Here is an 11,034-nt window from a genome sequence, read left to right as displayed (position 1 = left end):
TTCACCTTCACGGATTCCGCATGAACAAGCGTCAACTGCTCCAGTCCTTCCTCGCCGCTTCGGCCCTCAGCTTCGGCCTCACGTCGGCCTATGCCCAGGCCCCGACGCCGATCAAGTTCCAGCTCGACTGGCGCTTCGAGGGACCTGCGGCGCTCTTCCTGCACCCCGCCGCCAAGGGCTACTTCAAGGCGGCCGGCCTGGACGTGACGATCGACGCGGGCAACGGCTCGGGCGGCACGGTCACGCGCGTGGCCTCGGGCGCCTACGAGATGGGCTTCGCCGACCTCGCGGCGCTGATGGAATTTCACGCCAACAACCCCGACAGCCCGAACAAGCCGGTCGCGGTGATGATGGTCTACAACAACACGCCGGCCTCGGTCATGGCGCTCAAGAAGAGCGGCATCGCCAAGCCCGCGGACCTGGCCGGCAAGAAGCTCGGCGCGCCGGTGTTCGACGCGGGCCGCCGCGCCTTCCCGATCTTCGCCAAGGCCAACAACATCGGCGCCGTGAACTGGACTGCCATGGACCCGACGCTGCGCGAGACGATGCTGATGCGCGGCGACATCGACGCCATCACCGGCTTCACCTTCACGTCGCTCCTGAACCTGGAGGCGCGCGGCGCCAAGGCGGCCGACGTGGTGATCCTCCCCTACCCCGACTACGGCGTGAAGCTCTACGGCAACGTGATCATCGCGTCGCCCAAGCTCATCAAGGAGAACCCGGAGGCGGTGAAGAAATTCCTCTCGGCCTTCGCCAAGGGCGCCAAGGAAGTCATCGCCAATCCGGCCGTGGCCATCGAATCGGTGAAGGCGCGCGACGGCATCATCGACAGCAAGCTGGAAACCCGCCGCCTGCAACTGGCCATCGACACCGTGATCAACAGCGCCGATGCGCGCGCCGAAGGCTTCGGCGGCGTCAACGCGGGCCGCATGTCGCTGATGGCCTCGCAGGTGTCCGACGCCTTCAACACCAAGACCCGCGTGAGCCCCGATGCCGTGTGGACGGCCGCGATGCTGCCGCCGGTCGCCGAACTCAGCGGAATCCTGCGCAAGTGATGGCGGACGCACCGAGCGACGCCGGCGCCCCCTTCGTCGACTTCCAGGACGTCTGGCTCGCCTACAACGAGGAGCTGCTGAGCGAGAACCACTTCGCGGTCGAGGCGATCGACCTGAAGGTCAAGCGCGGCGAATTCATCGCCATCGTCGGGCCCTCGGGCTGCGGCAAGTCGACCTTCATGAAGCTCACGACGGGGCTGAAGATGCCCTCGATGGGCAAGATCCGCATCGACGGCGCGCCTGTGACCGGGCCGCTGAAGATTTCGGGCATGGCCTTCCAGGCGCCCTCGCTGCTGCCCTGGCGCACCACGGTCGACAACGTGCTGCTGCCGCTGGAGATCGTCGAGCCCTACCGCTCGAACTTCAAGGCCAGGCGGAAGGAATACGTCGAGCGTGCGCGCAAGCTGCTGCAGAAGGTGGGCCTCGCAGGCTATGAAGACAAGTTCCCGTGGCAACTGTCGGGCGGCATGCAGCAGCGCGCCAGCATCTGCCGCGCGCTGATCCACGAGCCCAAGATGCTGCTGCTGGACGAGCCCTTCGGCGCGCTCGACGCGTTCACGCGTGAGGAGCTCTGGTGCATCCTGCGCGACCTCTGGACCGAGCAGCAGTTCAACGTGATCCTGGTGACGCACGACCTGCGCGAGTCGGTGTTCCTGGCCGACACGGTGTACGTGATGAGCAAGAGCCCGGGCCGCTTCGTGGTCAAGCGCGAGATCGATCTGCCGCGTCCGCGCGAGCTCGAACTCACCTACACGAAGGAGTTCACCGACATCGTGCTGGAGCTGCGCGGGCACATCGGCGCCATCCGAAACACCGGCATCAGCGCGGCGCAGACGGCCGCCGCCGCGTCTCACTGATCGGCGCACCATGAAGAACACCAAGCAAATCGAACGCTGGTCGCCCTGGCTGCTGCTGGTCGCGGTGCTGCTGCTGTGGCAGATCGTCTGCGCGGGCTTCGAAGTCTCGGACTTCATCTTCCCGAGCCCGTGGCGCATCTGGACGCAGTTCTGGGAATACAAGGAAATCATCGCGGGCCACGCGTGGCGCACGTTCTGGGTCACGATGGCGGGCTTTGGCCTGGCGATCGTGGTGGGCGTGCTGATGGGCTTCGTGATCGGCAGTTCGCGCATCGCGTATGCGGCGATCTATCCGCTCATGACGGCCTTCAACGCGCTGCCCAAGGCGGCCTTCGTGCCGATCCTGGTGGTGTGGTTCGGCATCGGCGTGGGGCCGGCGATTCTCACGGCCTTCCTGATCAGCTTCTTCCCGATCATGGTCAACATCGCGACGGGCCTGGCCACGCTGGAGCCCGAGCTCGAAGACGTGCTGCGCGTGCTCGGCGCCAAGCGCTGGGACGTGCTCATGAAGATCGGCCTGCCGCGCTCCATGCCCTACTTCTTCGGCTCGCTGAAGGTGGCGATCACGCTGGCTTTCGTCGGCACCACGGTGAGCGAGATGACCGCGGCCAACGAGGGCATCGGCTACCTGCTGATCTCCGCCGGCTCGGCCATGCAGATGGGCCTGGCCTTCGCGGGGCTGATGGTGGTGGGTGCGATGGCGATGCTGATGTATGAACTCTTCAGCGTGATCGAAAAGCACACGACCGGCTGGGCCCACCGCGGCTCCCAGGCATGAAGCTCTCCCCCAGTCTTCGCGCACTTCGTGTCGCTTCGCCGACCCCCTCGCCGGGGGCAACACCAACGGCCCGGCAAAGCCGGTTACGCGGTGTTTCCCGAAGGGGTCAAAGGGCATGACGCCGGTGCAAGCCATCAAGGCGCTGCGGCGTGCCGACGAGGTGGCCCGCCGCGCGATGGCGATGGGCCACCACCCCTTCGGCGCGGTGCTCGTCGCGCCCGATGGCGAGACCATCCTCGCCGAGCAGGGCAACATCGACACGGTCAATCACGCCGAGGCCACGCTCGCGCGCCACGCCGCGCAGAACTGGCCGGCCGATTACCTCTGGCAATGCACGCTGGTGACCACCTTCGAGCCCTGCGCGATGTGCGCGGGCACGAGCTACTGGGCGAACATCGGGCGCCTGGTCTACGGCGCCGAAGAATCGGCGCTCCTCGCGCTCACGGGCGACCACCCCGAGAACCCGACGCTGAGCCTGCCCTGCCGCGAGGTGTTCGCGCGCGGGCAAAAACAGATCGAGGTGATCGGGCCGGTGCCTGAAGTGGCCGAGGAAATGATCGCCACGCACCGCGGGTTCTGGGAGACCCGCTAGGCCGCCAAGCGGGCGTCAGGCCAGCAGCAGCGAGGCCTCGTCGCGCCAGTAGTTCACCGCGGCGAGCCAGCCCTCCCACACGCAGCCGTTGCAGCCGCGCCCGCAGCAGGTGGTGGGCTCGGGCGGCGGTGGCCGCATGGCCAGCCCCTGGGCATCGAGAACCGCCTGCACGCGCGCGATCAACGCCTGCGCGCTGGCGAGATTCGTGGGTTCGGGCATGCGGTCGATGAGGTTCATGGCAGCAAAGCTCTCAGGCACCGAGGTTCAGTTCGAGCCGCATCTTCGCGCCGCCCGATTCGCTCGACCCGATGGTCAACTGGCCGCGATGCAGCCGCGCGACCTCGGCCACGAGATGAAGCCCGAGCCCCGCGCCGCGCCCGCGCGGCACGAGCCGGTGAAACGGCGCCACCACGCGCTCGCGGTCCGCTTCGGGAATGCCGGGCCCCGAATCCAGCACCTCGATGCACGAGGGCGCGCACAGGCGCACCTCGATGTCGCAGCCCTGCCCGCCATGCTCGATGGCGTTCTGGATCAGGTTGGTGAGCGCGCGTTCGAGCGAAGGCGCATCGCCGTGCACCATGAGTTGCTGCGGCGCATCGACCGAGAGCGTGCAGCGGTTCTGGATCGCGAGCGGCGCGATGTCGGCCGCCACGCGCTCGCACAGCGACTTCAGGTCCACCGGCTCCTCCTGCGGCACGACGTGGTCCAGGCGCTGCAGGTCGAGCAATTGCTCGGCCAGCGTGGCCAGGCGCGCCGAGGCCTGCATCAGCTTCACCTTGAGCGGATCGTTCGGCAACCCTTCGAGGTGGATCTGCAGCGTGGTGATCGGCGTGCGCAGCTCGTGCGCGGCGTCGGCCAGGAAGCGCTCCTGCCGGTCATAGCCTTCGTTGAGCCGGTCGAAGGCGCGGTTGACGGCGTTGACCAGCGGTCGGATTTCGCTCGCCACATTCGCGAGCGGCAGGCGCGTGGTGCGCTCGTGCACGTCGATGCCCTCCGCATGCTCCGCGGTCGCCACCACGCCCTGCAGGCCGCGCTTCACCACGAAGGGCGTGGCCAGGATCACACCCAGGCTGGTGAGCAGCGCCATCGGCGCCACCAGCCACAGGAACACGAGGCCCGTGCCCTTTAGCGTGTTCTTCAGCGACAGCGGGCTGCCGGTCTGCGCGAGCACGTTGACCGGACCCGCGGCCGTCTCGACGCGCTCGAAGCGCGCCTTGGGCTGGGTGTTGTCCTTCTCGGGCTCGATGGCGGTGCGCGCGATGCCGTCGAGCGTGCGCACGAGCGTCGCATACCGCGGCGGCACGTCGCCGTGGCGCACTTCGGCGCCCGCGGCATCGCGCGCGATGAACCAGAAGGACGGGTCGCCCTTCTGCAGCCGCTGGAAGTCGGCCGTGGGCGCCACCACCAGCCGGCCGCTTGCGTCGTGGGCCAGCGCGCGCTGGATCACGGCAACGGTCTCCTGTCCGCTCTCGTCGACCACGCGGCCCAGCATCCACGCCAGTCCGATGAAGCCGCCCAGCACCAGCGAGCCGACCACCACCTGCAGCAGGATCAGGCTCCAGATCAGCCGCCAGCGCAGCGAGAGCAGGCTCAGGCTCATGGCATCACGGCGAAGATGCCGCGCAGATGAGGTAGCCCACGCCGCGGATCGCGTGGATCTCGACCTGCGCGCCCGCCTTGTCGAGCTTGGAGCGCAGGCGCGAGACGTGCGTGTCGAGCGCGTTCGACTGGATGTCGTCCTTGTGGCCGTACACGCGGTCCTGCAGCGCTTCGCGCAGCACCGTGCGGCCGCGGTGTTCGAGCAAGGTCTCCAGCACCAGCAGTTCGCGCCGCGGCAGCGTGAGGCTTGCCTCGCCCACGTGCGCCTGCCGCGCGTGGTGGTCGAAGCGCAATTGCCCGAGCGTCATGACGAGGCTGGCGCGCACCGCAGGGCGCCGCGCCAGCGCGCGCACGCGCGCCATGAGCTCGTCCATCGAGAAGGGCTTGGCAAGGTAGTCGTCCGCGCCGCCATCGAGGCTCAGCACGCGCTCTGCCACGTCGGACATGGCGGTGAGCACCAGCACGGCGGCGGCGACGTCGTTCTGGCGCAGGAACCCCACGAGCGAGAGGCCGTCGCCGTCAGGCAGGCCGCGGTCGAGCACGATCACGTCGTGCTGCGCGCCGAGCGCGGCCTCCTGGGCTTCGCGCAGCGAGCTCGCCACATCGACCACCGCCTGGTTCTGGCGCAAGGCCGACGCGAGCGCCTGCGCCAGATCGACTTCGTCTTCGACAAGCAGGATTCTCATGAGGGGAATGGAGGCTGGAGGGAGGGCGATGGCGGACAGGCGGGACATTCTAGGAGAGCCCCTGCGCGCTCCAGGCGCAATGTTCACGCAATGCGGTTGCATAAGCTGTGGCGCTCCCCTTCATGAAAGCCGCATCGGTGACATCCCGCTCGAGCCCCACATGCCTTCCTTCCGTGCCCTGGTACCTGGCATTGGGACAGCGGATCGCGACGCTCTGGCTCGTCAAGATGATCGGCACCACGGCCGGCATCTCGGGCTTCTTCTTCCTCTATTTCTGGGTGATGCACAACCCACCGTCGACGCCGGCGGTGATGCCGCTCACGGCCATCGACCGTTGGGTGGCCGTGAGCGACGACGCGATGCTGCTGTACGGCTCGCTGTGGTTCTACATCTCGCTCGCTCCCGCCCTCGCGAAGGACAAGGCCGAGCTCTGGACCTGCGCGCAGGGCGCTGCGGTCATGGCGGCCATCGGCCTGGTGGTGTTCTGGTTCTTTCCCACCACGGTGCCGGTGTTCCCGGTCGACTGGTCGCAGTACCCGGCGCTGCAGTTCCTCAAGGCCACCGACGTGGGCGGCAATGCCTTCCCTTCGCTGCACGTGGCCTTCGCGGTGTTCACGGCCGTGCTGCTGGGCCGCCAGTTGCGCAGCGTGGGCGCGCCCGCATGGACGCAATGGGTGAACCTGCTGTGGGCCTTCGGCATCGTCTACTCGACGCTCGCGACGCGGCAGCACGTGCTGCTCGACGTGGTCGGCGGCACGCTGCTCGCGGTGCTTGTCAGCTCGGCGCGAACGAAGCGCGAACGGCTGGTGCTGGCCGAGGCCTGAACCTCGCGGTCGGGGCGGCAGTCAGAGCGCCCCCGCGCCCGCCGCCGCCACCTGCGCATCCTGCGTCGATTGCATGCCCGAGACGCCGATGGCGCCGACGAGGCGGCCCTCGTGCATCAGCGGCAGGCCGCCTTCGAGCGGGCATGCGCCCTCGGTGGCCAGCAGGCGCAGGTTGAGGCCCCCCGCGGCCAGCGCCTCTTCGAACACGCGCGTCGGCCGCTTGAAGCGCACGGTGCTGCGCGCCTTGGCCTGCGCGATCTCGACGCTGCCGATCTGCGCGTGGTCCATCTTGTGCAGCACCACGAGGTTGGCGGCGCTGTCCATCACCGCGATGACCATCGGCCATCCGTTCGCGCGCGCCTCGGCTTCGGCGGCCCCGGCAACGCGCTGGGCGATGTCGAGGGACACGGGCGGTCCGTAGGAAATGAAGGTTTGTGGCGCGGTGCTCATGGCGAATCCTGGTGAAGTGATGAACGATGCACAGGACGATATCGGCGGGCAGAATGCCTGGCCATTCCCCAAAACTTCGCATCCGTTGTGCACGAATCGCCAACTCACCGCCCCGATGCCTCTGCGCCCGTTGCCCTTGCATCCCTTGCGTGGGACGACATCCGCTTCTTCGTGGCCGTGGCGCGCGAGGGCAGCCTCTCGGGCGCGGCGCGCCAGTTGCGCGTGGAGCACTCGACGGTCGCGCGCCGGGTCGGTGCGCTGGAGTCGCACATCGGCGTGCGCCTTTTCGACCGCCTGCCGCGCAGCTGGGCGCTGACCGCAGAAGGCGAAGCGTTGCTCGCACCCGCCGAACGGCTGGAGCACGATGTGCTGGCCTTCGCGCGGGCCGCCGTGGCGAACACAGCGGACCAGGGGTCGGTGCGCGTCTCGGCACCGCCGGCCTTCGCCAGTCATTTCATCGTGCCGCTGTGGACCGCGCAAGCCGATCGTTGGCCCGGCATCGCGCTCGACATCGTCGGAGAACTGCGCAGCGCCAACCTGCAGCGCCGCGACGCGGACATCGCGATCCGGTTCATGCGCCCGACCGAGCCGGGCCTGGCCGCACGCAAGCTCGGCGAACTGGCCTTTCGCCTCTACGCCGCACCGGTGTGGCTCGCGCGCGCGGAGGGCGACTGGCGTTTTCTGGGCTACAGCGATTCGCCTGGCAACGTGCCGCATCAACAGCTGCTGGCCGAGCTTGCGGGCTCGCGCCCTTTTGTCCTCCGCAGCAACGACCTCACGGCCCTGCACAACGCCTGTCGCGGCGGCCTCGGCCTCGCGATGCTGCCGGACTTCATGGCGCGTGACGATGCCGCACTGGTCGAAGTGCCCGGCGAAGGCCGGCCTGTGATGCGAGAGGTGTGGAGCGTGGTGCACCCCGACGTGAGGCGCTCGCCGCGCGTCAGGGCCGTGGCCGACGCGCTGGCGGAAATGGTCGGCGCCCACGCCGGGCGCCTTGCGTAGTTACCAGAAGATCCAGAGCGCGAGGCCACCGAAGATGGCCCATTTCACGAGGTAGTAGGCCCGCTTGTCCCAGGCCTTCAGGCGCTTGCCGACGACGCGGATCTGGTAGATGTACTTGAACGCGCGGTTGATGCCGCCGGTCTTGTCGCCGGCATCGTTGGGCGAGCTCGCCGCGGCCAGCAGGTTCTTGGCGAACCAGCGGTTCACCGCACTGGCCCAGCGGTACTTCAGCGGACGCTCGATGTCGCAGAACAGGATCACGCGGTCGTGATCGGTCGTGTTCTCGGCGTAGTGGATGAAGGTCTCGTCGAACACCACGGCTTCGCCGTCGCGCCAGTGGTAGCGCTGGCCGTCGACGTCGATGTAGCAGCCTTCGACACCGGGCGTCCACAGCCCCAGGTGGTAGCGCAGCGAACCGGCGAACGGATCGCGGTGGCGCACGAGGCGGCTGCCCGGCGGCAGCTCGGCGAACATGGCTGCCTTGATGGTGCCGATGCCCTTGAGCAGCTCGGTCGTGCGCGGGCACAGGATGGCGGCGGAGGGATGCGCCTCGTCGTACCACTTGAGATAGAAGCGCTTCCAGCCGCTCTTGAAGAAGGAGTTGAAGCCCACGTCGTTGAACTGGCTCGACGCCTTGATGCTGCCGCCGTTGCGCATGGCCAGCGCTTCTTCGCGAATGACTTCCCAGTTCTGCTCGAGCACCCGCATCTCGGGGAACTCCGCGGGCGACAGGTACGGCGTACCCGGCACCTTCGAGAAGATGTACATGAAGACGTTCAGCGGCGCGAGGAAGGTCGAGTGATCAGAGAGCTGTCTGAAGAAACGATGCCGGACCTGCCCGCGGAAGTGAACGTAGAGCGCGCTGAGCGCGAAGATAGCAAGAATGACCCACTTCATTGTTGAAAGTGTCCTGTAGACGGCGCCGGGGGTAGCCGGGCATTGTAATTCTCCGCCCCGGATCGGACCTGACCAGGCCTTTGGCCGTGCCGGGAGGGAGGTTTCAGGTGCACAGCATGGGCTGTGGCGCCTCGGCCGCCGCCAGCGGCAGCCGCACCCGGGCCCGCAGGCCCCCGCCCAGGGCTTCGTCGAGCACGACGTCGCCGCCGTGCCTGTCGATCACCGACTTGACGATGGCCAGGCCCAGCCCGCTGCCGCTCTGGGTTTGGTCGGGGTTGCGGAAGAACCGGTCGAACACCCGCTCGCGCAGCGCGGGCGGAATGCCGGGGCCCTGGTCCGCCACGGTCAGCACCGCCCGGTCGCCCTCGCGGGCCACCTGCACCCTGACCGTTCCGTTCCCGGGGCTGTACTTGATGGCGTTGTTGATGAGGTTGTCCACCATCGAGGCCAGGCTTTCGCGTTCGCCCAGCACCGGCACGGGGCCCTCGCCATCGAGCTCGAGCTCCACGCCGCGGGCGCGCGCCAGGTCCTCGATCATCGCCAGCCGGTCCTGCACCAGCGCATCGAGCGACAGCATGACGGGCAGGTCGCCGTGCAGCACCGCATCGCTGCGCATGAGCTGCAGCAGCTGCCCCACCAGCCGTGCGGCGCGGTCGTTGCTGCGCAGCAGGTTGCCCATGAGTTCGCGCTGGCCTTCGTCGGTGCTCTGCTCCTTGAGCGCCTCCACGTTCACACGCATCGCCGCGAGCGGCGTTCGCAGTTCGTGGGCCGCGTCGGCAATGAGGCTGCGCTCGCGCGAGGTGCTGTCGCGCACGCGCTGCAGGAGGCTGTTGATGCTCTGCACCAGCGGCTTGAGCTCCTTGTGCGGCGGCGTGTACGACAGCGGCGTCATGTCGGCGGGCCCGCGCTCGGAGGTTTCCTTGGTCACCTGCCGCCAGGGCCGCAGCGCCACGCGCATCGAGAGCCATGCCGGAAAGATCAGGAACGGAAGGCTGATCACCAGCGGCAGCAGGTAGTAGCCCCGGTACGCCATCGTGACGGTCAGCCGCCAGACGCTCGGCTCGGCCAGCATCACGCGCGTATCGGAGGTGGCGGACACGTGCGTGCGCGCACGCCATTCGCGGCCCCCTGCCTTCACGGTCTCGATGCGGTTGGGCACCGTGTTGAGGATGACGGGCACGCCCGCCGTGGAGCGGTAGATCAACCGGTCCTTCTGCCACACCTGCATCACGGCTGCCGTGTCCGAGGCGGCATCGCCGTCGCCAGAGGCCTCGACCAGCACCTGGTCGAAGGCGGCCAGCGTCTCCTGCTGGAGATCGGGCCGGTCGGCCAGGTTGTCCGCGATCACCGTGATGGTGTGGAAGATCTTCTGGTACTTCAGCAGCTCGGGGTCTTCGTACGAGTCGTAGAGCAGCAGCGCGATGGCCATGGTCCACAGCAGGGCCACCACCGCCATCTGCGCGAGCAGGAGGCGCCGCATCAGCGAAGGCTGCTTCCACTTCTTCCAGCGCAACGCCAGGGCCTGCATCACTTGGGCGTGCTCCGGACCAGCGACTGCACATCGATCACGTAGCCGATGCCACGCACCGTACGGATGTAGCCCTGCCCGATCTTCTTGCGCAGGTTGGAGATGTGCACCTCGAGCGAGTTGCTGCCGTTGGCCTGGCCGCCGGGCAGCACCTGCTCTTCCATCACGCGGCGCGTGACGACGCGGCCGGTGCGCTTCAGAAGGAGCGCGAGCAGGTCGAACTCGCAGCGCGAGAGCTCTACCGGTTCGCCATCGACGATCACGCCGCGCGTCGGCTCGTGCAGCGCGAGGCCTCGCATGCGGATGGTCTCGTCGTTGAAGCCGTAGCTGCGGCGCGCCAGCGCCCGCACGCGCGAGAGCAGTTCGGCGAGCGCGAAGGGCTTGACGAGGTAATCGTCCGCGCCGTCGTCCAGGCTTCGCAGGCGGTCGTCGAGCGCATCGCGCGCGCTCAGCACCAGCACCGGCAGGATCTGCCGGTCTCGCCGCAGGCGGAACAGGAGATCGAGCCCGTCGCCATCGGGCAGGCCCAGGTCGAGCAGCACCATGTCGAACGTGCCGCCATCGAGGGTGCGCAAGGCGTCGTCGAGCCGGCGGACCCACACCACATCCATGCCCTGGTTGGCCAGCGCAATGCGCACGCCGTTGCCGAGATCGAGATCGTCCTCAACAAGCAGAAGGTTCATGGGAGTGCGGGGCGAAGGCGCCCGAAGGTCGGAATGGGGCGAAGTATCTGCCAAGCCCCTACCGGCAACTTCAGGAAATCTTC

The 11,034-nt window shown here is 68.1% G+C and carries 13 protein-coding genes; 6 read left to right on the top strand and 7 right to left on the bottom strand.

From position 1 onward, the window contains the following. The first annotated feature begins 20 nt into the window (after nt 1-20). From RT97_RS06755 to RT97_RS06740, 4 genes are all read left to right on the top strand, one after another. Nucleotides 21-1,055 (top strand): ABC transporter substrate-binding protein, encoded by a 1,035-nt coding sequence (locus RT97_RS06755; protein WP_042578018.1) that lies wholly within the window; start codon nt 21-23, stop codon nt 1,053-1,055. Beyond that, the gene (locus RT97_RS06750; protein WP_042578017.1) at nt 1,055-1,912 is read left to right on the top strand and encodes an ABC transporter ATP-binding protein; all 858 of its coding nucleotides are present in this window, start codon (nt 1,055-1,057) and stop codon (nt 1,910-1,912) included. Before RT97_RS06755 ends, RT97_RS06750 begins: the two co-directional genes overlap by 1 nt. Before the next feature lie 10 nt (nt 1,913-1,922). Continuing rightward, entirely contained in the window at nt 1,923-2,690 is a 768-nt protein-coding gene (locus RT97_RS06745) for an ABC transporter permease (RefSeq protein WP_042578016.1), read from the top strand. 115 nt (nt 2,691-2,805) lie between these two features. Beyond that, nucleotides 2,806-3,282 (top strand): nucleoside deaminase, encoded by a 477-nt coding sequence (locus tag RT97_RS06740; protein ID WP_042578015.1) that lies wholly within the window; start codon nt 2,806-2,808, stop codon nt 3,280-3,282. Nucleotides 3,283-3,297: 15 nt separating this feature from the next. Here the strand turns inward: RT97_RS06740 and RT97_RS06735 are convergent, their stop codons facing one another. Genes RT97_RS06735 through RT97_RS06725 form a run of 3 tightly spaced genes read right to left on the bottom strand, consistent with a single transcriptional unit; the run spans nt 3,298 to nt 5,567 of the window. Further along, nucleotides 3,298-3,519, bottom strand: a complete 222-nt coding sequence (locus RT97_RS06735; protein ID WP_042578014.1) for an oxidoreductase-like domain-containing protein — start codon at nt 3,517-3,519, stop codon at nt 3,298-3,300. Nucleotides 3,520-3,532: 13 nt separating this feature from the next. After that, entirely contained in the window at nt 3,533-4,882 is a 1,350-nt protein-coding gene (locus RT97_RS06730; RefSeq protein ID WP_042578013.1) for a sensor histidine kinase, read from the bottom strand. A 4-nt stretch (nt 4,883-4,886) separates the two neighbouring features. Continuing rightward, entirely contained in the window at nt 4,887-5,567 is a 681-nt protein-coding gene (locus tag RT97_RS06725; RefSeq protein ID WP_042578012.1) for a response regulator transcription factor, read from the bottom strand. 173 nt (nt 5,568-5,740) lie between these two features. Between RT97_RS06725 and RT97_RS06720 the strand changes: the two genes are divergently transcribed. Then, nucleotides 5,741-6,391, top strand: coding sequence for a phosphatase PAP2 family protein (locus RT97_RS06720; RefSeq protein ID WP_253278168.1), 651 nt, complete (start codon nt 5,741-5,743; stop codon nt 6,389-6,391). A 21-nt stretch (nt 6,392-6,412) separates the two neighbouring features. Here the strand turns inward: RT97_RS06720 and RT97_RS06715 are convergent, their stop codons facing one another. Then, nucleotides 6,413-6,841, bottom strand: a complete 429-nt coding sequence (locus tag RT97_RS06715) for a GlcG/HbpS family heme-binding protein (protein WP_052810592.1) — start codon at nt 6,839-6,841, stop codon at nt 6,413-6,415. An 87-nt stretch (nt 6,842-6,928) separates the two neighbouring features. Between RT97_RS06715 and RT97_RS06710 the strand changes: the two genes are divergently transcribed. Further along, nucleotides 6,929-7,843: a LysR family transcriptional regulator gene (locus RT97_RS06710; RefSeq protein ID WP_042578011.1), complete on the top strand. Its 915-nt coding sequence runs from the start codon at nt 6,929-6,931 to the stop codon at nt 7,841-7,843. On the opposite strand, the gene lpxO is transcribed toward RT97_RS06710, so the two are convergent. From lpxO to RT97_RS06695, 3 genes are all read right to left on the bottom strand, one after another. Beyond that, complete coding sequence (lpxO, locus tag RT97_RS06705) at nt 7,844-8,740, bottom strand: lipid A hydroxylase LpxO (RefSeq protein WP_042578010.1); 897 nt, start codon at nt 8,738-8,740, stop codon at nt 7,844-7,846. Between the two features lie 103 nt (nt 8,741-8,843). Then, on the bottom strand, nt 8,844-10,268 hold the full coding sequence (locus RT97_RS06700; RefSeq protein ID WP_042578009.1) for a sensor histidine kinase: 1,425 nt from the start codon (nt 10,266-10,268) through the stop codon (nt 8,844-8,846). Beyond that, the gene (locus RT97_RS06695) at nt 10,268-10,951 is read right to left on the bottom strand and encodes a response regulator (protein WP_042578008.1); all 684 of its coding nucleotides are present in this window, start codon (nt 10,949-10,951) and stop codon (nt 10,268-10,270) included. The genes RT97_RS06700 and RT97_RS06695 overlap by 1 nt, the downstream gene beginning before the upstream one ends. Nucleotides 10,952-11,034 lie beyond the last annotated feature (83 nt).

Source organism: Variovorax paradoxus, assembly GCF_000834655.1.
In the GTDB taxonomy this organism is placed as follows: domain Bacteria; phylum Pseudomonadota; class Gammaproteobacteria; order Burkholderiales; family Burkholderiaceae_C; genus Variovorax; species Variovorax paradoxus_F.
This window is presented reverse-complemented; position numbering and strand designations above follow the sequence as displayed.

What these genes read in the sequence shown, in the direction of transcription:
- RT97_RS06730 (WP_042578013.1), bottom strand. Translation starts at nt 4,882, where the DNA reads ATGAGCCTGAGCCTGCTCTCGCTGCGCTGGCGGCTGATCTGGAGCCTG.
- RT97_RS06755 (WP_042578018.1), top strand. Translation starts at nt 21, where the DNA reads ATGAACAAGCGTCAACTGCTCCAGTCCTTCCTCGCCGCTTCGGCCCTC.
- RT97_RS06740 (WP_042578015.1), top strand. Translation starts at nt 2,806, where the DNA reads ATGACGCCGGTGCAAGCCATCAAGGCGCTGCGGCGTGCCGACGAGGTG.
- RT97_RS06725 (WP_042578012.1), bottom strand. Translation starts at nt 5,567, where the DNA reads ATGAGAATCCTGCTTGTCGAAGACGAAGTCGATCTGGCGCAGGCGCTC.
- RT97_RS06750 (WP_042578017.1), top strand. Translation starts at nt 1,055, where the DNA reads ATGGCGGACGCACCGAGCGACGCCGGCGCCCCCTTCGTCGACTTCCAG.
- RT97_RS06700 (WP_042578009.1), bottom strand. Translation starts at nt 10,268, where the DNA reads ATGCAGGCCCTGGCGTTGCGCTGGAAGAAGTGGAAGCAGCCTTCGCTG.
- RT97_RS06695 (WP_042578008.1), bottom strand. Translation starts at nt 10,951, where the DNA reads ATGAACCTTCTGCTTGTTGAGGACGATCTCGATCTCGGCAACGGCGTG.
- RT97_RS06735 (WP_042578014.1), bottom strand. Translation starts at nt 3,519, where the DNA reads ATGAACCTCATCGACCGCATGCCCGAACCCACGAATCTCGCCAGCGCG.
- lpxO (WP_042578010.1), bottom strand. Translation starts at nt 8,740, where the DNA reads ATGAAGTGGGTCATTCTTGCTATCTTCGCGCTCAGCGCGCTCTACGTT.
- RT97_RS06715 (WP_052810592.1), bottom strand. Translation starts at nt 6,841, where the DNA reads ATGAGCACCGCGCCACAAACCTTCATTTCCTACGGACCGCCCGTGTCC.
- RT97_RS06745 (WP_042578016.1), top strand. Translation starts at nt 1,923, where the DNA reads ATGAAGAACACCAAGCAAATCGAACGCTGGTCGCCCTGGCTGCTGCTG.